At 53.4% G+C, this 25428-nt stretch carries 27 protein-coding genes; 15 read left to right on the top strand and 12 right to left on the bottom strand.

Translation table 11 applies throughout. From position 1 onward, the window contains the following. Nucleotides 1-57 precede the first annotated feature (57 nt). From SPHFLASMR4Y_RS14645 to SPHFLASMR4Y_RS14630, 4 genes are all read left to right on the top strand, one after another. Nucleotides 58-1785, top strand: coding sequence for a thiamine pyrophosphate-binding protein (locus tag SPHFLASMR4Y_RS14645; protein ID WP_089134205.1), 1728 nt, complete (start codon nt 58-60; stop codon nt 1783-1785). Between the two features lie 119 nt (nt 1786-1904). Beyond that, nucleotides 1905-2342, top strand: a complete 438-nt coding sequence (locus tag SPHFLASMR4Y_RS14640) for a MarR family winged helix-turn-helix transcriptional regulator (protein WP_186265958.1) — start codon at nt 1905-1907, stop codon at nt 2340-2342. Nucleotides 2343-2346: 4 nt separating this feature from the next. Then, the gene (locus SPHFLASMR4Y_RS14635; protein ID WP_089134203.1) at nt 2347-3393 is read left to right on the top strand and encodes an NAD(P)/FAD-dependent oxidoreductase; all 1047 of its coding nucleotides are present in this window, start codon (nt 2347-2349) and stop codon (nt 3391-3393) included. Nucleotides 3394-3427: 34 nt separating this feature from the next. After that, entirely contained in the window at nt 3428-4267 is an 840-nt protein-coding gene (locus tag SPHFLASMR4Y_RS14630) for a pirin family protein (RefSeq protein WP_186265957.1), read from the top strand. Nucleotides 4268-4352: 85 nt separating this feature from the next. On the opposite strand, the gene SPHFLASMR4Y_RS14625 is transcribed toward SPHFLASMR4Y_RS14630, so the two are convergent. Further along, nucleotides 4353-5003 (bottom strand): TetR/AcrR family transcriptional regulator, encoded by a 651-nt coding sequence (locus SPHFLASMR4Y_RS14625; protein WP_186265956.1) that lies wholly within the window; start codon nt 5001-5003, stop codon nt 4353-4355. Nucleotides 5004-5353: 350 nt separating this feature from the next. On the opposite strand from SPHFLASMR4Y_RS14625, the gene SPHFLASMR4Y_RS14620 reads away from it, so the two are divergent. Continuing rightward, a complete protein-coding gene (locus SPHFLASMR4Y_RS14620) occupies nt 5354-6640 on the top strand; it encodes a sulfatase-like hydrolase/transferase (protein ID WP_186265955.1) in 1287 nt (428 codons plus the stop codon). 31 nt (nt 6641-6671) lie between these two features. Here SPHFLASMR4Y_RS14620 and SPHFLASMR4Y_RS14615 read toward each other — a convergent pair. Beyond that, a protein-coding gene (locus SPHFLASMR4Y_RS14615; RefSeq protein ID WP_089132006.1) for an IS3 family transposase occupies nt 6672-8023 on the bottom strand; the annotation gives its coding sequence in 2 pieces (ribosomal slippage) (nt 6672-7687 and nt 7687-8023; 1353 coding nt in all). Between the two features lie 106 nt (nt 8024-8129). On the opposite strand from SPHFLASMR4Y_RS14615, the gene SPHFLASMR4Y_RS14610 reads away from it, so the two are divergent. Further along, on the top strand, nt 8130-8867 hold the full coding sequence (locus SPHFLASMR4Y_RS14610; protein ID WP_222102935.1) for an AMP-binding enzyme: 738 nt from the start codon (nt 8130-8132) through the stop codon (nt 8865-8867). 78 nt (nt 8868-8945) lie between these two features. Then, nucleotides 8946-9590, top strand: a complete 645-nt coding sequence (locus SPHFLASMR4Y_RS14605) for a TetR/AcrR family transcriptional regulator (protein WP_089134199.1) — start codon at nt 8946-8948, stop codon at nt 9588-9590. Between the two features lie 35 nt (nt 9591-9625). On the opposite strand, the gene SPHFLASMR4Y_RS14600 is transcribed toward SPHFLASMR4Y_RS14605, so the two are convergent. Continuing rightward, on the bottom strand, nt 9626-10531 hold the full coding sequence (locus SPHFLASMR4Y_RS14600; protein WP_089134198.1) for a LysR family transcriptional regulator: 906 nt from the start codon (nt 10529-10531) through the stop codon (nt 9626-9628). A gap of 79 nt (nt 10532-10610) precedes the next feature. Here SPHFLASMR4Y_RS14600 and SPHFLASMR4Y_RS14595 point away from each other — a divergent pair, with 79 nt between their 5' ends. From SPHFLASMR4Y_RS14595 to SPHFLASMR4Y_RS14585, 3 genes are all read left to right on the top strand, one after another. Continuing rightward, the gene (locus SPHFLASMR4Y_RS14595; protein WP_089134197.1) at nt 10611-11003 is read left to right on the top strand and encodes a DOPA 4,5-dioxygenase family protein; all 393 of its coding nucleotides are present in this window, start codon (nt 10611-10613) and stop codon (nt 11001-11003) included. Nucleotides 11004-11064: 61 nt separating this feature from the next. Beyond that, nucleotides 11065-11502 carry a DoxX family protein gene (locus SPHFLASMR4Y_RS14590; RefSeq protein WP_089134196.1) on the top strand — a complete coding sequence of 146 codons (438 nt, stop codon included), beginning with the start codon at nt 11065-11067 and terminating at the stop codon, nt 11500-11502. Between the two features lie 623 nt (nt 11503-12125). After that, nucleotides 12126-13940, top strand: a complete 1815-nt coding sequence (locus SPHFLASMR4Y_RS14585; protein WP_260806990.1) for a site-specific integrase — start codon at nt 12126-12128, stop codon at nt 13938-13940. A gap of 409 nt (nt 13941-14349) precedes the next feature. On the opposite strand, the gene SPHFLASMR4Y_RS14580 is transcribed toward SPHFLASMR4Y_RS14585, so the two are convergent. From SPHFLASMR4Y_RS14580 to SPHFLASMR4Y_RS14545, 8 genes are read right to left on the bottom strand one after another with little or no spacing between them, the layout of a single operon-like run. Beyond that, nucleotides 14350-14880 carry a DUF305 domain-containing protein gene (locus SPHFLASMR4Y_RS14580; protein ID WP_089134194.1) on the bottom strand — a complete coding sequence of 177 codons (531 nt, stop codon included), beginning with the start codon at nt 14878-14880 and terminating at the stop codon, nt 14350-14352. Between the two features lie 52 nt (nt 14881-14932). Then, the gene (locus tag SPHFLASMR4Y_RS14575; protein WP_260806989.1) at nt 14933-15661 is read right to left on the bottom strand and encodes a PepSY domain-containing protein; all 729 of its coding nucleotides are present in this window, start codon (nt 15659-15661) and stop codon (nt 14933-14935) included. A gap of 47 nt (nt 15662-15708) precedes the next feature. Then, nucleotides 15709-16182, bottom strand: a complete 474-nt coding sequence (locus tag SPHFLASMR4Y_RS14570) for a nuclear transport factor 2 family protein (RefSeq protein WP_186265954.1) — start codon at nt 16180-16182, stop codon at nt 15709-15711. A gap of 20 nt (nt 16183-16202) precedes the next feature. Then, nucleotides 16203-17432: a copper resistance protein B gene (locus tag SPHFLASMR4Y_RS14565; RefSeq protein ID WP_089134192.1), complete on the bottom strand. Its 1230-nt coding sequence runs from the start codon at nt 17430-17432 to the stop codon at nt 16203-16205. Next, the gene (locus tag SPHFLASMR4Y_RS14560; protein ID WP_089134191.1) at nt 17429-19222 is read right to left on the bottom strand and encodes a copper resistance system multicopper oxidase; all 1794 of its coding nucleotides are present in this window, start codon (nt 19220-19222) and stop codon (nt 17429-17431) included. The genes SPHFLASMR4Y_RS14565 and SPHFLASMR4Y_RS14560 overlap by 4 nt, the downstream gene beginning before the upstream one ends. A 52-nt stretch (nt 19223-19274) precedes the next feature. Then, nucleotides 19275-19853, bottom strand: coding sequence for an RNA polymerase sigma factor (locus SPHFLASMR4Y_RS14555; protein WP_260806988.1), 579 nt, complete (start codon nt 19851-19853; stop codon nt 19275-19277). Further along, entirely contained in the window at nt 19854-20291 is a 438-nt protein-coding gene (locus SPHFLASMR4Y_RS14550) for a periplasmic heavy metal sensor (RefSeq protein WP_089134190.1), read from the bottom strand. A 13-nt stretch (nt 20292-20304) separates the two neighbouring features. Next, nucleotides 20305-20601, bottom strand: a complete 297-nt coding sequence (locus tag SPHFLASMR4Y_RS14545; protein ID WP_089134189.1) for a hypothetical protein — start codon at nt 20599-20601, stop codon at nt 20305-20307. A 128-nt stretch (nt 20602-20729) separates the two neighbouring features. On the opposite strand from SPHFLASMR4Y_RS14545, the gene SPHFLASMR4Y_RS17390 reads away from it, so the two are divergent. From SPHFLASMR4Y_RS17390 to SPHFLASMR4Y_RS14530, 3 genes are read left to right on the top strand one after another with little or no spacing between them, the layout of a single operon-like run. Further along, complete coding sequence (locus SPHFLASMR4Y_RS17390; protein ID WP_260806987.1) at nt 20730-21527, top strand: DUF2231 domain-containing protein; 798 nt, start codon at nt 20730-20732, stop codon at nt 21525-21527. Nucleotides 21528-21582: 55 nt separating this feature from the next. Beyond that, nucleotides 21583-22050, top strand: a complete 468-nt coding sequence (locus SPHFLASMR4Y_RS14535) for a DUF411 domain-containing protein (RefSeq protein WP_089134188.1) — start codon at nt 21583-21585, stop codon at nt 22048-22050. A 25-nt stretch (nt 22051-22075) separates the two neighbouring features. After that, nucleotides 22076-22336, top strand: coding sequence for a hypothetical protein (locus tag SPHFLASMR4Y_RS14530; RefSeq protein ID WP_145955553.1), 261 nt, complete (start codon nt 22076-22078; stop codon nt 22334-22336). Between the two features lie 47 nt (nt 22337-22383). Here the strand turns inward: SPHFLASMR4Y_RS14530 and SPHFLASMR4Y_RS14525 are convergent, their stop codons facing one another. Beyond that, nucleotides 22384-22656, bottom strand: a complete 273-nt coding sequence (locus SPHFLASMR4Y_RS14525; RefSeq protein WP_089134186.1) for a metal-sensitive transcriptional regulator — start codon at nt 22654-22656, stop codon at nt 22384-22386. A gap of 127 nt (nt 22657-22783) precedes the next feature. Between SPHFLASMR4Y_RS14525 and SPHFLASMR4Y_RS14520 the strand changes: the two genes are divergently transcribed. Both SPHFLASMR4Y_RS14520 and SPHFLASMR4Y_RS14515 read left to right on the top strand, forming a co-directional pair. Beyond that, nucleotides 22784-23071 (top strand): hypothetical protein, encoded by a 288-nt coding sequence (locus tag SPHFLASMR4Y_RS14520; RefSeq protein WP_089134185.1) that lies wholly within the window; start codon nt 22784-22786, stop codon nt 23069-23071. Further along, nucleotides 23064-25424 (top strand): heavy metal translocating P-type ATPase, encoded by a 2361-nt coding sequence (locus tag SPHFLASMR4Y_RS14515; RefSeq protein WP_089134916.1) that lies wholly within the window; start codon nt 23064-23066, stop codon nt 25422-25424. The genes SPHFLASMR4Y_RS14520 and SPHFLASMR4Y_RS14515 overlap by 8 nt, the downstream gene beginning before the upstream one ends. The last annotated feature ends 4 nt before the right edge of the window (nt 25425-25428 follow it).

Below are 25428 nucleotides of genomic sequence, written 5' to 3'. Positions count from 1 at the left end.
TTCCCACAGCGACCTCATTCAATCGTGCCTCATGCCAAAAAGACCTGAGCTAAGCCTGTGAACAACATCACCGGCGATAGCTATCTTGCGAAGACACTCTCTGCATATGATGTAGACTTTTTTTTCCATGCACCACTAATTACGCCCGGTGCGTTGCGGCAAATGGAAGCGCCAGAGCATGGTGTGAAACCTATTGCTGCCCATGCAGAAAAAGCAGCGGCATATATGGCCGATGGCTATGCACGAGCTACAGGAAAGCCGGGCATCTGCGGTTCACAAGCAATCGGAAGAAGCAATCTGCTCGCCGGCCTGCGCGACGCGTATTTGGCGCGCTCCCCTGTCATCGCGCTGACAGGGGGAAGCTTGCCTGAATTTCGGTACAGGGGTGCTTACCAGGAACTGGAAGACCAGTCCGCCTTTCCGACGGCAACAAAGTTCAATGCTGTTGTCGAGCAACTCGATCGCTTGCCGGATTTGCTGCGGCAGGCATTCAGGGAAGCGACAAGCGGCTGCCCCGCGCCGGTGCATCTCGAAATTGCAGGCATGCTGGGCAATATCACTATGGGTAAAATGGATGATGACGATGTAGTCGAGCCTCGTTTCGCCGCCGTGCCGTCCTTCCGTCCAGCTGCGGAAACTCATGATATAGAGTCGGTCCTCGCCGCATTGCGCTCCTCTGAGCGTCCGTTGATCGTTGCAGGCGGCGGTCTGATGATGTCGCGCGGTCAGAAGGAATTGCAGGCCTTTGCAGAAAAGCACCAAATTCCGGTTGCAACCTCTCTTAACGCGAAGGCGGCAATCCTCGACGCGCATCCGCTATCAGTTGGTGTCGTAGGCCTGTATTCGAAGGAAACCGCAAACCGCGCAATCCATGAAGCCGACCTCGTATTCTATATCGGAAGCATGACTGCCGCACAGGTAACCAATAACTGGACGGCACCCTTCCCAGGCAAACGCGTCGTGCAGCTTGATATTGATCCGCACGGCATTGGGCGAAACTACCCGAATGTCGCGTCGCTATGCGGGGATGCGAAGACAGTGCTGCAACAGCTACTCGATGCCTCCGGCCCGATAGCACCGAAATCCGGATGGCTTGCTAGGATTAGCTCGATCAAGAGTGATTGGGCCGAAAAATATACGCAGGCCAAAGCGTCGAGTGAGCAGCCAATCCGTCCGGAGCGCGCTCTTACGACCCTCAGCGAATATCTTCCGGACAACGCTGTTGTCGTTTGCGACACTGGCCATGCTGGAATGTGGTGCGCCCAATTTCTCGAACTGAAGAGCGATGACCAGATATTCATTCGCGCCGCCGGCTCACTCGGCTGGGGCTTCCCGGCCGCCCTTGGTGCAAAATGCGGTCATCCGGACAGACCGGTATTCGCCTTCACTGGCGATGGCGGATTTTATTACCACTTTTCAGAGCTTGAGACCGCTGTCCGCTACGGCATCAACACGATCACCATAATCAACAATAACGCCTCATTGAATCAGGAAACCCCGGTGTGGGGCGGTGCGCCGGATGGAATGAATTTCAACCACCATTGGAAATTCGGCGATGTCAACTTCGCCAATATTGCGAAAGAAATGGGCGCATTTGGGATTCGCGTAACTGAACCCGACCAGATCAAGGACGCCCTGGACCAAGCACAGGCCAGTGGCTTGCCTGCAATTGTCGAGTTGATGGCCGACATCGAAGCTCTGGCGCCGCCGCCATGGACGCCCGAGAAGGTCGATTTCCTGCTAAATGCCGTCGGAGAGGCGACGGCGCAGGACCAGAGGAAGTAATCCGTCACCCCCTGGCGGTTTCCGAGAGGGGAACGAACGAATTTGGCTGGCCGATTTCTGGAGGCGCAGTGGGGCTTCTTGATTTATCTCTAATTAGAGATATATAGGGTGCGATGACTATGATCGATGAACGCCTTGTTTCCAGTCTGTTGTCCGTCATGCGCGGACTTCAGGCGCCATTGGGCGCGCACGTTACAGCTGAGGGCCTCACTGTGACGCAATTCGCCGTGCTCGAAATGCTGCTTCACAAGGGTGAGCAAACCATAAATCAGATCATCGAGGGAGTGTTCTCCACCAGTGGAAACATCAGTGTGGTGATCAACAACTTGATCGAGGCGGGGTTGCTCGAAAAGCGCTCAAATCCTGCGGACGGAAGAAGCCGGTTGATCGCTCTGACGCCATCAGGCGCGCGCAAAATCGAAGAATATTACCCGCGACACAGAGAGGAAATTCAGCGCATCCTGAGCGGTGTGTCCGCTGAGGAAAAGCGGCAATTAATCAAAACACTGCTCTTGATGCGAAGCAGCATCGACAAGAACATCCAGAACAAGGAATAGACACATGAGTTTCGACAAAAAGATATTGGTCATTGGCGGTGGTTTCGCAGGTGCACGAGTGACGCAGGATCTCGCCCGCGCAGGCTTCACAGACATAACGCTGATCGACAAAAAGGACTATTTTGAAGTCACATACGCGACCATGCGCGCAGTCGCACAGCCTGAGCTGGGACAGCGGTCTCGCCGCGCCTATGCAGACTTTATCAATGGCGAATTTGTGCAAGATGTCGTCGACGAGCTGACACCGACCAATGCCATTCTCGCGAACGGTGAGCGCCTCAAATTTGACATTGCTGTGGTCGCTACCGGATCTTCTTATCCGACATTCCCCATTGGAAAATCGCAAGACTCAATGACGCTGGCTGATCGCAACGCTGAAGTCGCGTCTGCGCATGACAAGCTCGGCGCGGCGCAAAATGTATTGATCATTGGCGGCGGCATTGTTGGCGTGGAGCTGGCTGGCGAGATCGCCGACCATTATCCCGACAAGTCTGTCACGCTCGCACACGCCGGAGGTCGCCTTCTCGAAGAACTTAAGCCAAAGGCAGGCAAAATCGCGGCAGAGAAACTTGAAGACCTTGGCGTGACCATTCATTGCAACACGATGGTGGAAGAAGGTGATGAGCATCACAGCAAGGCCGATTTGATCTACACCTGCATCGGTCTCAAGCCGAACACGTCTCTGGTCACCCACAACTTTCCCTCGTCGCTTGATGCGAACGCGCGCTTGATAGTCGATGGCCGATTTCGGGTCGAAGGCACAGAAAATCTCTACGCTCTGGGCGACTGCGCCAATGTTCCGGAAGGCAAGCTGGGCTATCTCGCAGACCAGCAAGCCGCCGCGCTGGCCAAGAACATCATTGCCACGGCGAAAGGAAAACCCACCAGGGATTATAAACCGAACCCGATGATGGCACTGGTACCTGTCGGACGCAAGCAGGGTGTCGTGCAATTGCCTTTTGCGGTCACCACGCTCGGTTTCATGGTCAACATGAAGCAGAAAGACATGTTCATCTCGAAAACCTACAAGCAGCTTGGTGCCTCGAAATAGGCGGCACCCGGCAATTTGGCATGAGGACGAACACGTGACTGACCCTGAGACGAAGCAAAAACCATCAATCGTCCACCGCACTCGTGGACACTCGCAGGGCCCCATTACCCGCCTCTTTAGTCCGGGTGATCTAGGGCAAATTCTTAAGCCATTTGTTTTTCTGGACTTTTTCAAAGCGGACACCAGCGTCAACGGCAGAATGCCGTACCACCCCCACTCCGGGATCGTCACCGTTACAACCATCTTCGAAGGGGGAATGACCTATGAAGATTCGACGGACAAGTCAGGCAAGCTTGTAACCGGTTCGGTCGAATGGATGCAGGCAGGCGGCGGAGTCTGGCACACGGGCGGCCCATTACCGGAAGCAGGCAATATCATCCGTGGCATGCAGCTGTGGCTAACCCTGCCGCAGGAGTTGGAGAACAGCGATCCGGTCAGCCTCTATATTGATCCAGACGAGATCAAGAGGGCGGGTCCAGCGCGGGTTATCATTGGGGAGTATGAAGGTGTTGCGAGCCCATTGCCTGCAATCTTGCCCATGACATATTTGCATATCCAGCTTGATGATGGCGAGGAGTGGACTTTTACGAAGCCGCATGACCACGACTTGCTGTGGCTTGGGATTGATGAGGGCAGTCTGCAGGTTGCCGATGAAACTCTGCATAATGAGGTTGCTGTGTTTGACGGGAATACTGACAATCTGACTATGAAGGCTGTGGGACAAACAAATCTGGTGCTGGGCTCAGCAAGCCGGCATCTCCATCCATTGGTGACAGGATCCTATTCGGTACACACGACACCGGAGGCATTGAAGAATGGCGAGGCCGGAATTGTGCGTGTCGGGCAACGGTTACGATCAAAGGGACTGCTCTAGCAGAAACTCAGGATTTGCTCATGACAAGGGTCATGCGCACAAAGATAAGGTGGGGCCAAGTCCGAAACACCCTGCCCTTTTTTCTTCAGTTTGGCGGTGCCTGCATTTTCATCATCAGCATGGCGGTCAACATGTCTGCATGCCTGTCGACTACTTTCGATGATTTCGTGTCCGTTCCAAACATCAACTTGGCTTCTGGCGCGACGGAGAATATCATCGCTCCCCCACCGATCATGATATAATACCAGTTGATGAATTCCTCGTCGCTTAGGCCAAGGTCACTTTTAACCAGCTCGCGAAGACCCAACATTGCCCGTTTGACATGGTTTTGAACCAGCCATTCAATGCGCCAGCTATCCTGTGTGCCCTCCTCTAGGAGCAGGGAATTGAGTTCGGGGTGCTTAGCACAAAAACGCACAAAACTCCGGATGATGTAGGAAATACGTCCATGCTTTGATTCGATGTCGCGCATCATTTCGCCGCGACGCTCAGTGAATTTTTGGAGCTGCTCTATGTTGAAGCCCGCGGCTGCCTTCCACAATTCTTCCTTGCTGCCAAAATGATATCTGACAAGGTTTCGTTGGACACCCGCCAGCGTTTCAATGTCCCGCACCGTCACCGCGTCGTAGCCACGTTCCGAAAACTCTTTCAATGCGACCGTGATCAGAGTCCGCTTCGTTACTTCGGCGCGCTCTTGAGGTCGTCTCTTTCGCGGTACCTTTTTTGTCGCTGCCATGTTTGTTTGTATTCCAACTGATTGTTTTCTCGCCCTGCTTCCCGAAGGTACGGAAGAGCAATGAGATGAAACCATATCGAGGGTTGCGCTCCAAGTATAGTGTTGGGCTGTCAGAACTCATGTTGCTTGGGCGCGCCGGTGCTGGAAGCGTTACATTCAAATTGTGCATAATTCCGGAGTTGGAAAACGCCATTATGAATATCTTATATTTGCATGTGGGCATATTTTTATCTAGGAGCACTAATAGTTGGTATCGCAACTCAAGGAACGTTATAAGGCTGGTGCGTACAACAAGTTCAGGACACACGAATGACCGGTTCGCAGCTGGTCATTTTTTTGGGAGGGGTAATATGTCTGATTCTGAGGATGGAAAGCGGACTTTGAACGGTTCCGTATCGCGGCGCGGATTAATGGCCGCCGCTGGCGCTTCTGCCATGCTGACAGCCTGTGGCACGTCCCCTTTCAGCTATGGCTCCACGCGAGCCTCCAGCAGTGACAAGCGGCCTAACATCATCTTCATTCTGGCTGATGACCTTGGTTATGCTGACCTCTCCTGCTTCGGCCGTCGCGATTATGAGACTCCTCATCTCGACCGCCTCGCCAGCCAAGGCGTTCGTTTCACCCATGCCTATTCAAACAGTCCAGTCTGCTCAGCAACCAGGACCGCGATCATGGCAGGGCAATACCAATATCGCATGCCTATAGGTTTGGAAGAACCTCTCGCATCCCGGAACGTTGGCTATGAAAAGGGCCGGATGTCTATGCCACTAGCGTTCCAGTCGGCTGGCTATCAAACCGCTCTGGTGGGCAAATGGCATCTTGGCGCGTTGCCAGATTATAGCCCCTTGGAAAACGGGTATGATCACTTCTGGGGTATCAAGCCAGGCGGCGTCGATTATTTCACGCACCGCTTCATTGCCGGGCCGGAATTGTGGGATGGGGAAACTCAGGTTGAAGAAACAGGCTACCTGACAAACTTAATGGGTATGAAAGCGATCGAAATGCTCGACCAGTTTTCTCAGTCGGAGGATCCCTTCTTCCTCAGTCTCCATTTTACCGCTCCCCACTGGCCATTCATCGGACCGAATGATCAGGCCGAGTCCGCGCGGCTTGCACAGATCGGCCATCCGATGGCCCTGTTACACTATGATGGGGGTAATCTGGCGACCTACGCCGAAATGGTAACCCGGCTTGATTTTCAGGTAGGCCAACTGCTTGATAAGCTGGATACGCTGGGCCTCGCCGAGAATACAATCGTCGTATTTTCATCCGACAATGGCGGAGAGCGATTTTCTGACACGTGGCCGTTCTCGGGCCGGAAAGCAGAATTGCTCGAAGGCGGCATTCGTGTCCCGACGATCATGCGTTGGCCAGATGGCCCATTGGCCGCAGGGGATTCAGATGTTCCCATCATGTCGATGGACTGGTTCCCGACATTTCTCGCGATGGCGGGCGTCAGCGCGCCGGCCGATTATGAATTTGACGGGCTGGATATGTCGGATAGCATCAACAGCGGTACGCCGCCCGAGCGCGACCTCTATTTCCGCTTCAACAATCACGATCAGGCGGCGGTACGCCGGGGAAAGTGGAAATTGTCCGTCGTCAGAACATTTGGCACTGAAGGCTGCGTAAATTAACGGAGCATTGGTTCCATCTGGTTGGTTGATATTAAGCGGCAAGCTTGCGGTGTAGCAAGCGCCGATGTTCGATGGTTTGTTTTTTGATCCTTTCTCGTTTTTTGATGATGGCGAGTGCTCTGCCGAAGTAGGCATCGGCAGGCGTAACGTTGCCCAGGCTTTCGTGATAGCGCTGGTGATTATAATGTTCGACGAACGCCTCGATCTGCGTTTCCAAGTCCCCTGGCAGGAAGTAGTTTTCCAGCAGGATGCGGTTCTTCAAAGTCTGGTGCCAGCGTTCGATCTTGCCCTGTGTTTGCGGATGGAAGGGGGCGCCGCGTACATGGCTCATCTTCTGTGCTTCGATATATTCTACCAGTTCACCCGCAATGTAACTCGGGCCATTGTCAGAGAGCAGCCGTGGCTTGTGCATAACTGCTGCCTGGTCGCAGCCTGAAGCTTCCAGAGCCATGTCCAGCGTGTCGGTGACGTCCTCGGCCCGCATGGTGCTGCAAAGCTTCCAGGCGATGATGTAGCGCGAGTAATCGTCCAGCACCGTCGATAGATACATCCACCCCCAGCCAATGATCTTGAAGTAGGTAAAATCTGTCTGCCACATCTCGTTGGGCCGCACGGTCGGTGTGTGGAATCGATCAGCAGCTTTGATCACGACATAGGCGGGGCTGGTGATCAGGTCGTGGGCCTTCAGAAGCCTGTAAACCGTGGCTTCTGACACGAAGTAGCGCTGTTCATCGGTGAACGTCACCGCCAGTTCGCGTGGACTGAGCTCCGAACGTTCCAGCGCCAGATCGATGATCTGGTCATGCACTTCGGCAGGGATCCGGTTCCACACCCGGCTTGGAGCCGATGGCCGGTCAGCCAGCGCTTCAGGCCCCCCTTCCAGATACCGATCATACCAGCGGTAAAAGGTTCGGTGCGGGATCCCCAACTTATCCAGCGTCTTGCGCGCTGACAGATGTGATTGCTCGACGATCCTGATGATCTCAAGCTTCTCCGATGCCGGATATCTCATGCGTCGTCGTCCCCATCCGCGATCATGCTTTTTTTGAGCAGACGGTTCTCGAGGGTCAGGTCGGCCACGCATTCCTTCAGATCACGCGACTCCCGCCGCAGGTCTTTCACTTCATCGCTGGTTGCAGCACGGGCCGTGTCACCGGCCAGCCGACGTTTGCCGGCTTCCATGAACTCCTTCGACCAAGTGTAATACAGGCTCTGCGCTATGCCCTCCTTGCGGCACAGCTCGGCAATGCTGTCATCACCGCGCAGGCCGTCGATCACGATCCGTATCTTGTCTTCTGCTGAGAAATGCCGGCGGGTCGCACGGCGGATATCTTTAACCACCCGCTCTGCGGGCTTTTTTGCGGTGGAGTGTTTTGGTTTCATGCTTCGTTCCTTCGTCACTACGATGAAACCAAAACACTCCTTAATTCACAACATCAATTTGGTGACATAGGTGCTGACGGGGAACAATACCGGCGTAAAAACAGCGGTGCTCGATGCGGAAGGGGGCTTTGTTCGCGATTGCCACGTCGATGAGATCGGAACCATTCTTGTTTCCGGCCCTTCAATCACTCCGGGCTACACCGACGAGAGCAAGAACAATGCCTTGTTCGTGGTAGATCAGGCCGGAACCAAGTGGATCAACACCGGCGATCTCGCGCGGCAGGACGCTGATGGATTTTTCTGGCTGACCGGAAGGTCCAAAGAACTGATCATCCGGGGCGGTCATAATATCGACCCCAAGACGATCGAAGAAGCCCTTGCCGAGCATCCTGCCGTGAATCTGGCCGCTGCAGTGGGCCGTCCAGACCCCGATGTCGGGGAAGTGCCTGTTGCCTATGTCGACCTCAAGTCTGAGGCAACCCCGGCCGAACTTATCGAATGGTGCCGCGAGCGTATTGGAGAACGCGCTGCAGTGCCGAAGGCGATCATCGTGCTGGATGGATTGCCAATTACTGGAGTGGGCAAGATTCACAAGCCGACGCTAAACCTGATGGAGGTCAAGCACACGGTGGTTCAGGAATTAGCGGCAATTAACGATTTCCTCTCCGAAACACGCGTCGAGGCTGTGGCTGACCCCAAACTGGGTAATATCGCATATATTCAGACAAAATGCGCAGATGGGGTCGAACCCGGCGCTGCGGATCGGGAAATTCGGAATCGACTTGACCGCTTCAGTTTTCAGTATCAGCTCGAGATACAGACGTCACTGGAAAGTGCCTCATGACCGTTAAGTCGGCGAGGCTCCTTGGCTTTATGGGCGCTTGCGGCTATCTGATTTACGGCCCTAGAAAAAGAGAGCGTCATGAACTGTAAGCCCAGCCCTGTGATCGAAATCACTAGAGGACAGAAGAAGCCATCGCTTAGAGCCAGACAGAAAGAGGTTCGCAAGAACCAGATGATTGAGGCGGCTCGAAAGCTTTTTATCGCCAATGGCTACAGCAAAACCAGTATCGAGGCGATCGCGGAGACTGCAGAAGTGGGCGTCGCGACGGTCTATACCTATTTCGAGAATAAAGAGGGTCTTGCCGCTGCGCTGATAAGAAGCGACGTAAGCCAGATATTCGAAGAAGTAGACCGGGTGTGCGAGAACCTCCCGGATGATCCGGCGGAAGCCGTCGTCAAAGTGATCGATGTGTTCGTCAATTTCCACAAGTTCATTAGCGCCGAGCTTCTGCACGAATTTGCGAATGAAGCGAAGATCGATGGTCCCGTCGGCGAAGTGTGGGCCTGGACCCACAAAAGCCAAATTGGAGCGATTGCCCAAGTTCTCATCCGCCGGAAAGAGATGGGCCGCGTAGCGGCATCGCTGGACGTCGACACAGCCGCCGCGCTCATAATCGATCTTATGGATCGTCATTTTAACAAGCTGACGACTCCTAGAAATATGACAGGAATCGAAGGCCAGCTTGAAAAATTCATCCACCTCCTTTTCGCAGATTGGACCTGAAGCGAGATTGGCGTAATCAGTCGGTAACGGCTCAGTCAATCAAAGGCTGCAGGGCTGTGATCCACAAAATCGTTGAGCAACCAGCGCGCCGCGACCCCCAATGCATTGTTCCTCTCGTGAACAGCGTACATAGTGATGGAACCTGGTAGAATACTTGGCTCATCAATTGCGAGACGGACCAGTTTACCTGATACCAAGTGATCCTTCACCAGGTGTTCGGGCATCGTGCACCAGCCAAACCCCGCCAGTAGAAACTCCAGCCTGCGGCCGATGTCAACAAAGCGCCATATCCGGCTCGACACCATGCTGAAACTTGGTCCCCCGGATTGTAGCGGGTCAGTCAACACGAGCTGAACATGTTCGGCAAGGACTTCTCGTGCCAAGGGGCGTGCCTCATGTGCTAGAGCATGTTGCGGCGATACCACTGGGACAAGCTTAATCGATGCGAATTTATGGGCTTGCAGTTCCTGGGCGCTGGTTGGCATCAGACCACAGAGCGCCAGCATTGCCGAACCGTCCCGCACCCGGCGCTCTGCTCCCAGAATACTTTCGGTAAAGACCGTAACTGCGAGATCTGGAAACCTTTGTTGCAACCTGGCCAAACTGTCCACCACAGGCCCGGTGGGAACCATGCTGTCGATGGCGAGAGTGAGTTCCGGCTCCAGGCCAGCCGCGATGTTGGCAGCCGTGCGCTGAAACTGAGCTGCATGACCGAGGGTCTCGCGTGCCTTGAGCGCCAGCACCTTACCCGCAGGCGTTAACTGCGGCTTGTGGCTGCTGCGATCAAAGAGCTGAACGCCGATATTCGCCTCTAGCGACTGCACAAGGCTGCTGATCGCCGACTGGACCCGGCCCAGTTTTCTTCCTGCCGCTGAAAAACTACCGGTCTCCTCTATTGCGACCAGAACGGTAAGCTGATCGAGTGTTAGCGATCCTATCAATATCCATCTCCAATTCAGATGGATAATATCGAATTATTATCTCTTCTCCTAATGGAAACGGCAGGATATCCATAGCTTAATGAAATTGACGCCCTCTTCTGCTGCCCTCACAGCCCGCGATCAGCGCGATCCGGCGGTCGAAATCCGTGACTGGCATGCCCATGTCTATTTTGACCCTGACGACGCAACGGAGGTCACCGAGTTCATTAAATTCGCATCCTCGCATCTTGGCATACCAATGGGTTATGTGCACACGAGGCCTGTCGGCCCCCATCCACGCGGCAGTTGTCAGTTGACCGTTCCGACGCACCGGATTGGCGAGGTCGTGCAATGGTTCGCCATCAATCGCGGCAAGTACACCATCCTGCTCCATCCGACTACAGGTGATGATGTTGCCGATCACCTCTTTCACGCACTCTGGCTTGGCCCGAATGAAGAGCTGGTGCCACCGCCAACCATGGTGAGCAATTAGCGCTGGGCTGCGCCACGCGATCGCAAACTCCTCAGTTAACCTTGCAAACAGGAAAGACCTTATGACCGAGAAAACAGCAACCGCGAGCACGGCAATGAAGTTGGCGCTTTGGGTGGCTCAGATATTCATTGCCCTGATGTTCTGCTATTCGGGCTATCTGAAGCTTGCGACGCCGTTGCCCGCTCTCGCCGAAATGGGCATGGCATGGCCATCAGAGGTCTCACCGGTGTTTCTCACCTTCATAGGGCTGGTTGATTTGGCCGGGGGGATCGGCATTCTGTTGCCCGCGCTCACCCGGATCATGCCACGCCTGACGGTCTGGGCTGCGCTTGGCTGCAGCGTGTTGCAGATATGTGCAATCATTTTTCACGCGCTGCGCGAAGAGTTCGCACTACTTCCGTTCAACTTCATCCTCCTGGCACTGGCGCTCTTTGTTCTTTGGGGCCGAAGTTCTTTGGGGCCGAAGCAATCGGGCACCAGTCACTCCGCGTTGAACTGAACATACCCATTCTGCTGTCGTCTCTGAGTTTGTCGAGATCGACAACGTGGCGAAGGCCCTGAATTGATAACTGCAACAGTGCATGGCCCTCACATCATCTAATCAGCCAATGCTTTCTGTCAAACAGAATGCAGAGCTTCGCTGAGTTCGACGCCATCGATACCGCCCGAGCTTGAATATGCGTCGCCCATTAGCCAGATTCCCCGGACCATCTGCTCGTCGGTTCTGTCGAAACCTACATCTCATGTCAGTCTATGGAATAAACGTTTCCAGAGAGATTGCGACAGCCCCCGATAACATTGCGGGCTTCGTAAACGCGGCAATTGTCGGAATTGGTTGGGGTGGCAGGAGCCCCAGCCAACAATGGCATAAGCTCCTGAAATATTTGGTTTCTTTCTCTTGCCCCGTCGTGGTTTGCCACGGCAGGGTGCCACGGAAGGATACCACCACCCATGTGCGGAATACAAAACGTCACTCGCAAGCACGGCACCTATTATTATCGCCGCCTCATACGTTTAGGGCTTGATAAGCCTTTTCGGTTACGGATGTCACTCAAGACTACGAACCGAAGGCACGCAGCGTTACTCGCTCCAGCGCTGACTTTGATTTGCGAGAGGGTCGCGATGAACATGATGACGAATATTGGGAGCGACGGACTGACCGGCGTTCAGCGCGCTGAAATCTATCGCCGCCAAATGTTGATCGAGCGCGATCGACTCGAAGTCATGCACGCAAACCTCCACATTATTGCCCCAGAAGATCACGACGATATAGACAAAGCGCTTTCGCTGCGTCTGGGCGCGAGCGAATCAGCAGCAAATGACGGCGTCGTAAAAGGCAAAATCGATGATTTCCTGATCGCCCGGATAGATCCCGACGACGACGATGAACCCATTGTCATTATGGCTTGGTCGGACCTTGCCGATTCAATTCAGCAGGATGGCGCTGAGGAGGCAGCCGTAGCAAGACTGGCCGAAATCGGCGTGGAGCAATCTGTCTTGCGTGAAGCCATGGCGCGCAAGGTGGTCAATCAGGCGCGCATCGAGGCAGTCCGGGAATTCCGCCGCGTTCTCGCCGATCCGAGCGCGGCCTATGCTCCGGTGGAAGTAGCGGGTTTTGAACCGGTAATGCCTCAAAATTGGGCACCTACCGTGACTACTCACCAGCCTGTAGCTGACGAGTGGGCCACGATGACACCAAGCGAAGCGGCGCTCAAATTTTTTGAACATAATCCGCGCACAGGCGGCAAGGACGGCAATTCACGAAAGAAAGGCGAACCTTGGACCCTGAAAACGCGCAACCAGTTCGAACTTCCTGCAATGCTTCTCGAGCAGGTCATGGACGGGCGAGCGCTGGCGACCGTCACGCATGACGATCTCGTAAAGCTCGACCAATGTTTTGAAAAGCTGCACGGCCCCTCCTTTCGTAAATCCCCCAAGCATCGCGATATGACGATCTGGCAAATCATCGACGAAACCCAAGCCAAAGTGGTTGCTGGGGAAGAAGCGATGAAGAAAGAAGCAAAGCGAAAAGGCCGAGTTGCAGATGAAATTATTAAGCCGGCCGATCACCTTTCTCGAAAAGACCTTGGGTTGAGCCTTGTTACGACCAACCGGCATTGGGGCTTCCTGCGCCAGCTCACCGGCTGGTTTAACAAACACCGCCCCTTGGCACCACTTGACTATGGAGCATTCATTATGAACGACACTCGTAACCCACGTGAACTTCAATCTCCCTATACGGCGGAGCAAGGCAGGGAGATTTTCAACCTTCCCCCATGGACCGGCGCCAAATCACATGCGCGGCGTATAGAGCCAGGCGATCTGCTCGTTCACGATGCGTGGTATTTCGTGCCCCTGATCGCGTGGTATTCCGGAATGCGCCGAGATGAAATTTGCGGCTTGAACGTCAATGATGTCGAACTGGAAGATGGTTTTTGGATTTTCAATGTTCGCATCAATGACGTCCGCCGAGTGAAAACCATTAGTTCGGCGCGCAAAGTGCCGGTCGCGAAGGAATTGAAGCGATTGGGCTTGATTGATTATGTCACGGCGCTACGCGAAGCGGGAGAGAAGACCTTATTTCCGGAGCTGGTAGCGCAGAGCGGCTTGGGCCAGATGGGCGATGCCTATTATAAACGTATTTGGACCAAGATAGCCAAGGAACTAGCATTTCTTAAAGGCGGCCAAGCAATGCACGCATTTCGTCACACCGCGATAGATTCAATGAAGGGTGCTGGAATCCCATCTGAAATCAGAGCAGATTTTGCTGGCCATGCTCTCAAAGGGGAAACAGAAGGACGTTACTCGAAGGCGCATATGGCACTGTTGCGTAATGCCGTGGCAACGATACCGGAAGTAACGAAGCATCTGGACCCCTTCCCTGTTTCTTTGCTTCCTGCAAAACTTCGTGAGCCTAGAAAAGCGCGAGCAAAATAATATTTCCTGCCAAAACTGTATAATATGCCTTTGGCGACTGGGCTTATGGAGAGCTTGAAAACAATAAGGGCGCCGCTGCGCGCCTCGTTGCGCGGGGTGGTTCGTTTTTACCGGCAGTAGGTTTGAACATTCGTTTTGAACGGGGCGGTCTGGAAAAATGTTTCCAGACCGCCCCGTTCAACTTTATTATGCTGCCTCGGCGAACCGTAGCGAGATGCTGTATGCTGTCGAGCAGGTTCCGCTGCTCATAAGGCAAAATCAGCGCGCCCGACGGGATAATAACGGACGCTCAAATCACTGGAAAATTTGGGCTCATTTTCTCAAATAATTTAAGTTTTGTCGAATTCTTACCTGCCTCCAGTTGCAAATATGGATGCCTGATATACGGACGTGAGTTGTGATGAGAGCATTAGCGTTTGCCGCTAGGATTTAGCTCACCTTCAAATTTTGGAACGGCGCGCGCCGCGGCTTCTGCATCTGTCGTTGCCTTGCCATTTTGATTAATATCTTTGATCAACCATTCCATTTCTTTGATTTCTCTGCGTTGTGCCCTGATAATTTCATCGGCTAGTTCGCGCACTCGCTTGTCTTCAATATTGGCGCGCTCGCTTGTCAATATGGCAATGCTATGATGAGGTATCATAGCCTTTTGCCACGCCTGATCGGAAACCGTGTCCTGCGACCGGACAAGAAAGAGGGAGCCGGCAAATATGAGAACTGCGCCGCCCAATATCATCGCATTCTTGCGCTTGTCGTCATACATTCCCAGCATGAATAACAACATGATAATCGCCATTGCAGCGCCCATGTAGATTGCCATCCATGTGCGTGTCTCACTGAAATATACATGGTCGATTGCATAGGTGTTGAGATACATCAGCCCGAACATCGCCAACATTGAAGTCAGTATCATGACGATGAAACGTGTGTATTTGTTCATGTTTTCCTCTCCCTATTTTGACCAGACACAGATATTTTGTGTTACGGTCCGATTACGCATGAGTAGTGTAAAGGTTGCGGCCCTTGCGCTTTCGCCGAAACGGCCATCGCTTAATGAGGAGAATCAATCCTGAAAGAGCCATGGTCAGGCCGCCCAATGCAAAAATGACGAGCCACCAGCTGTTGAAATTCTCATGATTTTTCCAGTCCATGATATGCAGACCCCAAAAGAAATCATAGACGCGCCAAGTGGTGCTGCGCACCGCTGCAATCTCACCAGTCGATAGCGGAATATAGACCGAAACGTCTTCATCGGTGTCGACTCTCCATGCAGGAAGTGCACCGCGGTATTCCGTGGTGCCGGTCACCACTTTTTCGACGGCGGCAATATTGGGGCGACCGGTCATCCAAGCGCGAGACGTTATTGAACGGGCTTCTTCTGACGTTATTTGGCTACGTTTGATGCCCGTTTTGGCATCGTAAAGAAATGTCTCGCCTCGCCCATTTTCAAGTTCAGCGACAGGCCTGCCTAAAACACTGCGATATCGCAAGGAAACCACGTTCTCCGATATTTCGCGATCCAAATTTTCAGGCGTCACTAGCCCAACAAGGCTTTTGAGTTTCTCAGGCTCTCGCGCAACAAGATGTTCGCCGCGGACCGTCTCGATTGGCACAACGCTCATAATAACACCGCTTGCAAACCAGAGCAGCAACTGTGCACCGATAAAGAGAGCGAGCCATTTATGAATTTTACTCGCCCGTATATGGGTCTTTTGTGTCACGCGATCTCCTCCCCAAAAGACATTGGTTTTATTGCTGTCTTGCCATGCTATTTCTTAGGCGTGCGGGAAGATGAGTGATATTGAGCAATTTTCCAGCTTTCGTCTCGTTTCACGAGAACCGCGGTGGCAACGCCTTGCCTTTCGATGATCCGGCCATCCTTTAGCACTATCGTATATGTATAGGTTTCCGAGGCAATTGCCGTTTCACCTATGAAAGATATATCGATAGTCTCATTGCTGAATGTAAAGCTCTCAAACTCTTTGAGTTCAGGACTGAGATGATGGGCAAGATAATTCCCGAAGCTGCCCTCCGCTTTTCCATTTTCAAACACCAGCGCATCTTGAGTGAAGAGGCGCGGCATATTTGTATCATCGAGACTTTCTAAAGCGCTCCTGTAGGCTGCGAGAGTATTTTCAGGTGTCTCCATGATAGATGCAGCCTCTGCAACTTTATCGTGTGCCACAGCTTGATAAGAAACTGTAGAAAGCGCCAAAATTAGCGCTAAACCAATATATTTCATACTCTTTCCCCCCATAAATATTAGAACCAGAATCTAATCCCGATAACATAATTGGTGACGCTGGGATCTTCTCCCGCCGCCCGCGCGTATCTGGCGCTTTGTCCAACTTTCCATTCCTGTTCGACGCCGATATAGGGCGCAAACTCGCGGGCAAATTCATATCGTAACCGTATTCCCATTTCGGCAGTGTCGAGCCCGGCACCGATACCGAGTTCGGGAACATCCTGTGCTGCAAGATTGAGTTCTGCGCGTGGTTGCAAAATCAGACGCTGTGTGATCCGCTGTTCATACTCTGCCTCGATGCGCGCGGTCAAATCACCCCGGTCAGACAAAAATGCTGCCGCATCGATTTCGAACAGGTAAGGCGCAAGACCCTGTATACCAATAACTGCATAGGTTCGGTCGCGCGGCGCAAAATCCTGACGAATACCCGCTTGAAAATCGAAAAATGGAGCAATCGCGCGACTGTATAACGCTTGCACCTCTGCACTTTCGATCTTTTCGCCGAAATTTCCTTCGCCTTCGGTTTTGAACCAGAATTTGTCGATATCGCCGCCATAATAACCCTGACCGTCCCACAAATAGCCGTTCTTACCATCGCGAACGCGATATTCTGCACGGTCCGCCATGATCCACAGCGTTTTTAATTCGCCGTTTTCTTTCGCCAGTTGCTCCCTAGAAGCCCGCATTATATCGACGCCCCAAATTGCTTCGGCGGCGCGGGCCGGCCCGCTCCCGGCTTCGGGTGGTGGCGGTTCGTCGGCCATCGGCATTGCCATATCCATGCCCTCCATATCGCCGCCCGACATATCCATGGCATTATGGTCCATGGAGCCTTGGTCCATTGAACTGTGATCCATCTCGCCAGAAGGAGATGTCCTATCTTCCATAGACATTCCGTCCATGCCGCTATGATCCATTGCTTCCATTTGGTCGCTAGGCGTAACCATATTGCCATGGTCCATGCCGGAATGGTCCACAGTCTCGCCAATATTCGCTTGGGGGACATCCTTGATCGATACTGGACCCATTTGCATGGAAGTTGGAGCCGTAGGTTTTGGAGGTGCCTTTACGGGTAGTTTTTTTATTGGTGGCGCGGTCTTTTTTGCAGAAATCGGTGCTGGCTTGGCTTGCGGCTTTGGCTTTGCCCCAGGTTTCGCGGGCATCGGCATTTTCATGTTTGGATCCATGTTCTGCGCAAAGGCTGGCTGGCTAAATCCCAGCAACAGAAGAACCATCATCCGCTTCATGACTGTGCTCCTGACGGCGATGCCACGGAAACGATCTGGAACATTCCGGAATGCATATGATAGAGTAAATGGCAGTGAAATGCCCAGTCTCCTACCTCGTCAGCGGTGAGGTCAAAGGTTGCGCTGCTTCCCGGCTGCACGATCACGGTATGTTTCAATGGTTGATTGTCTTGTCCGTTGACTAATTCGAAAAAATGGCCATGCAAGTGGATTGGGTGCGCCATCATCGTGTCGTTGACCAATTTGACACGAACGCGCTCATTATAGGCAAAGCGGATTGGATCGTCGGAGACAGCAGAAAATTTCTTACCGTCAAACGACCACATATAGCGCTCCATGTTGCCCGTCAGATGAATTTCCATCTTGCGCGATGTTGTGCGTTTTTCGTTGCCGGGCGTCAGTGCCGCTAGCTGCTGGTAATTGAGAACCCGGTGTTCGACATTATCCAGACCAAGCCCGGGATACCCCATACGGTCAGGCGCGCCCATCGATACCATATCGAGCCCTGGACCGACCTTGACATCGGGCGGCAGCATTGAGGTATCGCGCATCTTCATGCCGCTCATGTCCATGCCTGCAATGTCCTTGCCCGGCATATCCATCGTGGCCATGTCTTCCGCGCTCGTCGTGCTGTGATCCATATTTGGGTCCATCCCGCCGCCCGACGCGCCATGATCCATTCCGCCCATACCCATATCGGCCATGGTCAGGACTGGCGGATCTCGCAGTGCGGGAACTTCGGCGCGCATTCCGGCGCGGGGAACCAGCGTAGCAATGCCCATCCCCGAGCGGTCCATAGATTCTGCAACGAAGGTGAAGGCCTTGTCCGCAGTGGGCCGCACAACAACATCATAGGTTTCGGCAACGCCGATCTGCAATTCATCTGTTTCCACCGGCACTACATTCTGCCCATCAGCCTGAACGACTGTCATCGGCAGGCCTGGAATCCGCAGGTTAAAGAAAGTCATCGCGCTGCCGTTGATAATCCGCAGGCGCACCCGTTCGCCGAGATTATACAGCAGTTCCAGATTATCGGCGGGACCATGTCCATTGATGAGATAAGTGTAAGTGGAAGCGGTAACGTCAAGAATGTCGGTCGCCATCATCCGCATCTTGCTCCACATCCGGCGTTCTTTGCCGGACAGCGGATAGTCATCGGTTGCGGTTCCCTGCTGATAATTGAAATAGCCGCCGCCCTGTTGTTTCAGCTTCTTCATGATGACGTGTGGGTGCATCGGTGTGAATTCGCTAAGAAGGACGATATATTCGCGGTCAAATGCTATCGGGTCTTTACCCGCAGGATCGACAATGATTGGGCCATAATGCCCCGCCTGTTCCTGCAATCCTGAATGGCTGTGCCACCAATAGGTCCCACTCTGGCGCACCTTGAAGGGCGCTGTGAAGGTCTCGCCGGGCTTGATACCGGGAAAGGAAACGCCTGGAACACCATCAAACTGGAAAGGAAGCAATATGCCGTGCCAGTGAATTGAGCTATCCTCATCGAGGTTGTTGGTAACGTTCAGTCGGACATCCTGTCCCTCGCGTAGCCTTACCAGCGGCCCAGGCACGGTGCCGTTCACCGCGATTGCATGACCGCTGCGTCCGCCCGTTGCAAATCGACCGCGTCCGATGGCGAGATCAATGCTTGAACCGGAGACTTCGTCAATTCCTTTACGCACCGAACCTGCCATTGCTCCGCGTGCCCATGCAGGCATGGCAGAGGAAAATCCGACCGCGCCGCCAGCAAGCAGAGCAGATGAAAGGAAGCGGCGACGGGGAAGAGAAAGCATATGTGATCCTGATTATTAAACCGATATACCTCTCAATACGGCGAAAGCTCCTTCACCCCTCAAGTTTGTCGGCAATTTCTCGCAGGCGATTGCGGGCACGGTAAATCCGCGTTTCGACGGCTTTCTCTGATATTCCGAGAATATGCGCTGCTTCGGCTTGGCTATTCTCGCCAAAAGTGACCAACACGAATGGCTCACGCAATGCCGCTGGCAAGCGAGTAATCTCTTTTTGCATGACTTCAAGCGCCTGATGCGCCTGCAATTCTGCACATGGGTCGGGTGCATCGTCAGCGACCATCATGCTAGCTTCATTATCGCTGTGAAGTTCAAAAAACTGCCTGATCCGGCGTTTACGCAAAAGATCGCGGCATTTGTTGACCGTGATACGAGTGAGCCAAGGAGAAATGGGCCGCGACAGATCAAAACTGGCGAGCTTGAACCAGGCCGCTGCCAGTGCCTCTTGAACCGCATCTTCGGCATCAGAACTGTTGCCCATCATTCTGAGCGCGATATTTTGCAGCCGGGGCGCTTGCTCGTTCATCACGCGGTTGAATGCAGCTTTGCTACCTTTTGCAGCCTCTGCGATGAGCGCATTTTCCGGAACTTGCGCGTCGGACTGCGTTTTTCTCACTCAAGATCCAGCGGTCAGTGAATTTGATACCTGCTCGTCAAACGCACTTTGCTGAGCGGGATTCAACAAAGCGCGCATCTGGAATAGATGTTCGACAGTGACTTTTTGTAACAACCCCATTTGGACATGCACCGCTTCAATCGCCTTGGAAACCTTGGGGCCATATTGATGTTCTTCTTCGATTGCAGCGGCAAGATCGGCATTGGCCGACCGGATTGCGAGATCCAGCGCCTGCCGCCTGATCGCGAAATCACTTTCCAGCGCTGCAAGCTGCTTCTCTTGTGCCTTATCAAGATCAAGCTCTTCGTGAACGAAACTGTGGACCCCAGCATTTTGGTCGTTGCTTTGACTCCAATGCTTGGCACCGAGGGAACCGATCCAGCCTGCACCGAGCGCGAGCAGGACGAGAAGGATAATTTGGAATGGTCCGAATTTCATATGCTCATCACCGTCACTGTGAAACGTGAAGCAGGGTGGCAGGCGAGTAATCCGCACCACCAATCAAAGGGTTGGTTTGGTTCATCGCCATCGCAGGCTGCTCGGCCGAGCCAAACCCAGCACCCAGCGCGGTCACAAACATCAGCGCCGCCAGTAGACTTTTCTGGCGCGAAAGGCGGCTGGTATTCATTTCGCCTACACGGAGCCAGACATCATTGTGGAAACCATCATCGCTTCCCAGCGCGTCGGTTGATTGATCGGCCCGCAAGCTTGCAAGCATCGCATCAAGTTTTTTATCAGATAGCGGCATTGATATTGTCCCAATTCGTCGTTTCAGTTCTTTATACGCATCCAGGACAGCTTTGCCCTCGAAATTATTTTTGAGGGGCAGCCATTATGGCTGCGTATTATTGATTAGCCGCCATCAAGGAAACGGCAATGCGCGACTTCAAATTTTTGACAGGAAGGGCTGAGATGCCGATTATAAAGTTTCGCACATTTATCATTTGCATTGCACTTGGCGTCAGTTCGCTCAGCGTTCCTGCTCTTGCGCACGGCGATCCGACCGAGATGGGCGCTGGTCCAGGAATTGGCGCAGACCATCATGAAAAAGCTAACGCAGCCGGTGAAGCTGCGCGGAACGCCGATATGCAGGATATGATGGATAATGGCACGATGCCGAAGATACCCGCCGGACCAGCCCCCATGGTGCCAGGAGGCGCCCACATAGAAGGTATGGGTGACGGCCATGAAGGCATGATGGATCACAGCGAAGCGGCAGATAATAGCAATAAGGGCTTTGGTGAGCGCCTGTTTATCTGGCTGGGCAAACTTCATACGGTTGTCATCCACTTTCCAATTGCCATGATTGTTGCCGCGTTTGCAGCCGAAGCGTTTGGTGTCGCCCGCGGAAAGCCTGACTGGCGTTCGGCAGCGCGGATAATGCTCGTCATTGGTGCCCTGGGTGCAGTAGCCGCAGCGTTTTTTGGTTGGTTTGCTGGTGGTTTCTATCTTTACGACCGCAACCTCATTCTCACCGCGCATCGCTATCTAGGAATGACCGTCGCAATCGGGTCGGTGTTGTTGGCGTGGGCCGGGCTGAGCCGTTTTCACCACAATCGCAACAAAGAACGACTGTTCGCCGTCTTGCTGGGTATATTGACGATCGGCGTGCTGATTCAAGCTTTTCTCGGCGGCACATTTATGCATGGCGGCATAAATCATATGAATTTCTAAACACGCCAAGTTCCAAATCGAGCAGATGGCTCGTTAATACCCGAAGGGAAGAAAGATGTTCAATCACATCCGCAAACTGAAGACAAAGCCGCTTTTGGCATCGGCGCTGCTCGGCTTGCTCGCTGCTTGCACCAGCGCCGCTCAAGCTGCTCCCCTTGTGATGTTCCGCGACCCGGGTTGCGGCTGCTGCGAAAAATGGGCCGAGCATATTGAAACGAATATGAAACAGGATGTGGAAACACGGAACAGCGGAAATATGAGCGCTGTCAAAGACGCAAACGGAGTGCCGGAAACGTTGCGATCCTGTCATACCATGATTGTAGAGGGATATGTTATCGAAGGGCATGTGCCCGCCGATGCTATTGCCAAATTACTGCGGGAGAAACCTACTGGAGTGAAGGGCCTTGCCGTCGCTGGAATGCCGGTCGGCTCGCCTGGAATGGAATATCAAAACCAAACCCAGCCTTATCAAGTCATAGCGTTTGGCGACAGCGGCCAACGCGTTTTCGCTAGTTACAATTGAGATTTAAACCAAGAAAGGAAATATCATGAAAAAGCTTAAACTAATTTTGGGAGCCATGGCTCTGACGTCTGGCGGGGCGGTATTGGCTCATGACCATACGGCACCGAAAGCCGACGCGCCTGCGATGCAGAAATGCGAAATGATGAAAGACGGTATGAAAATGCCGGGCATGATGATGAAGGGTGCAGATGGCAAAATGTCCTGCCAGATGATGGATCACTCGAAGATGGACCATTCGAAGATGGATCATAGCATGAAGAAGCCCAAAAAAGATGCGCCAAAATAAGAGAATAGTCTGGCTCGGAGCTCCGCTTTACAATTCTTTGGGTCAGACTATCTCCCCATCTTGCCGAACAGCTTCACCAATTCCGCAACTTTCTCTTTCTGGTCAGCTTTGCTGCCCGAGATCAAAGCTTCCTCGACGCAATGATTGGTGTGGATTTCCAGAATTTTCATTTTGGTTGAGCGAAGGGCGGCTTCCATCGCGGAAAATTGCTGGAGGATATCGATACAATAGCGATCATCTTCCATCATTTTAGCTATTCCGCGCGCTTGACCTTCGATCTTTCGCATGCGCACGATTTCTTTGGTGAATTTGTCTGTCATGATGCCCTTATGCCAAATTTTGGAGCGTGATCAATCGAAAGCGGCGGCGCCATCAACCTTGACAATTTCTTGCCTTACTACTATACCCCCCTATAGTATATTTCGCTAACGATTAGAGGAGCTAGAAATGACTCATGTTTCAAACCGCAAACAAATCCTCATATGGGGCTGGACTCTGAGCCTGTTTTTGCTTTTCAGCTACCTCATCTGCATTGGATTTGGCCTTTTAGCGCCACAATCAATGCATATGCATGAGTCTTGGGCCCCGTTGCTGCCCGGATTTGAGTGGCTGACTTTACAAGGTTTTCTTGCAGGCGCAGTCGGTAGCTTTCTTTACGGGTGGTATATTGCATTGTTGGTTGTCCCGCTGCGCGCATGGATAAGCCACAAGGTTGCAGGTGCTGATCATGTCTGAGAATGATAGCGAGACCGCCAAATTGGGCTGCTGCAAAGACAAAGAGGCTGCCGCAGGGACAGCAAAAGACCCCGTATGCGGCATGGATGTTGATCCGAGCAAGAGCGAGCATCATACGCATCATGCGGCTCGGGATTATCATTTCTGTTCAGCTGGATGCAAAACCAAATTTGTCGCCGACCCCGCGCATTACCTCACCGGAAAGCACCGCGAAGTTGCAGAAAATGTTCCAACGGGCACGATCTACACCTGCCCGATGCATCCAGCAATTCGGCAAGAAGGTCCGGGTTCTTGTCCGATCTGTGGGATGGCACTTGAACCCGAGACCTTTAGTCTCGATACCGGCCCCGATCCCGAATATCTGGATATGCGCAAGCGCTTCTGGGTCAGTGCGTTGTTTTCTGTCCCGCTGTTTATTTACGCGATGGGCGACCTTATTCCGGGTAAACCGTTTGAAGGACTATTTGCGCCAGGAGTATCACAATGGTTGCAGCTCTTGCTGGCTTCACCGGTCGTTCTGTGGGGCGCTTGGCCGTTCTTTGTGCGCGGCGTGAACTCGCTCAAAACCATGAACCTCAATATGTTCACGCTAATTGGCCTCGGCGTGGCGGTGGCTTATGGATTCAGTCTTGTTGCAACGCTGTTTCCAAGCATTTTTCCCGCTGCCTTTCGTGGTCACGATGGCGGCGTGGCTGTCTATTTCGAAGCAGCGGCCGTCATCACGACCCTGGTATTACTGGGCCAGGTGCTGGAACTGAAAGCGCGCGGACAGACATCAAGTGCGCTGCGCGCGTTGCTTGAACTGGCACCTCCAATCGCGCTGCGCGTTAGCGCGGATGGCTCGGAAGAGGAAATATCTCTCGACCTGGTGCAGAGCGGCGACAGCTTGCGCGTCCGTCCAGGCGATAAAGTTCCCGTCGATGGCACCATCGCCAACGGGTCCAGCACGATTGATCAATCAATGATTACGGGTGAACCAATACCGGTTGCTAAAACCGAAGGTGATGTTGTCACCGGCGGCACGGTGAACCAGACTGGCAGCTTTATCATGACCGCCGAACGCGTTGGTAAGGATACTCTTCTGGCCAAGATCGTCCAGATGGTCGCCGAAGCACAGCGTAGCCGTGCTCCTATCCAGAAACTGGCTGATACGGTCGCTGGCCTGTTCGTGCCTGCTGTGGTTCTAATCGCCATTGCCACGTTTATTGTCTGGTCGATATGGGGTCCGGAACCGGCGCTGGCTTATGGTTTAGTCAATGCGGTCGCAGTCCTCATAATCGCGTGTCCTTGTGCGCTTGGCCTGGCTACTCCGATGTCGATCATGGTCGGCACTGGCAAAGGCGCGCAAAACGGTATCTTGATAAAGAATGCCGAGGCGCTCGAAACTCTGGAAAAGATTGACACCATCGTGGTCGACAAGACCGGCACGCTCACCGAGGGTAAGCCCAAGCTGGTTTCGGTCGAACCGGAAAAGGGTTTTGACAGCGACGAAATGCTTGCGCTTGTTGCCGCAATCGAAATGGCGAGTGAACATCCGCTAGCAGCCGCAATTGTAACCGGCGCCAAGGAAAAGGGGCTTTCGTTTGATGCGGCAACCGACTTTCAGTCGGTGACGGGCGAAGGGGTTGAAGCCAGCGCACGCGGTAAGCGCGTTGCCATCGGCAATGAAAAAATGATGGACCGGCTCGGTGCCACGAGCGCGGACCTGATTGCCAAGGCGCAGGACGGCCGATCACAAGGGCAAACCGTTATGTTTGTGGCCGTCGACGGCAAGCCTGCTGGTCTCATCGGTGTCGCCGATCCGATCAAGCTGACCACGGCGGAGGCGATCAAAGCGCTGCACAAAGCCAGTATCCGAGTGGTCATGTTGACCGGAGATGCTAAAGCCACCGCGCAAGCCGTTGGCAAAATGATAGGGATCGATGAAATCCACGCCAATGTGTCACCCGAAGACAAACACAGGGTTATCAGCGAACTTCAAGCTGCGGGTAAAATGGTAGCAATGGCAGGAGACGGCATCAATGACGCTCCCGCGCTAGCCAAGGCCGATGTGGGGATTGCTATGGGCACTGGCACTGATGTGGCGATGGAGAGCGCCGGTATCACGCTCGTCAAAGGTGACTTGGGCGGCATTGCCAAAGCGCGTCATCTCAGCCTGCTCACGATGGGCAATATCCGGCAAAACCTGTTCTTTGCGTTCATCTATAACGGACTTGGTGTGCCGGTTGCAGCGGGCATTCTCTATCCTTGGTTTGGCGTCTTGCTCAGCCCAATGATTGCAGCAGCAGCGATGAGTCTATCTTCGGTTTCCGTCATCGGAAACGCGTTGCGCTTGCGCCGTCAGTCGTTGTAATCGT

Source organism: Sphingorhabdus sp. SMR4y (genome assembly GCF_002218195.1).
In the GTDB taxonomy this organism is placed as follows: Bacteria; Pseudomonadota; Alphaproteobacteria; order Sphingomonadales; family Sphingomonadaceae; genus Parasphingorhabdus.
The sequence above is the reverse complement of the archived record's forward strand: the minus strand, read 5'-3'. Positions and strand labels throughout refer to the sequence as shown.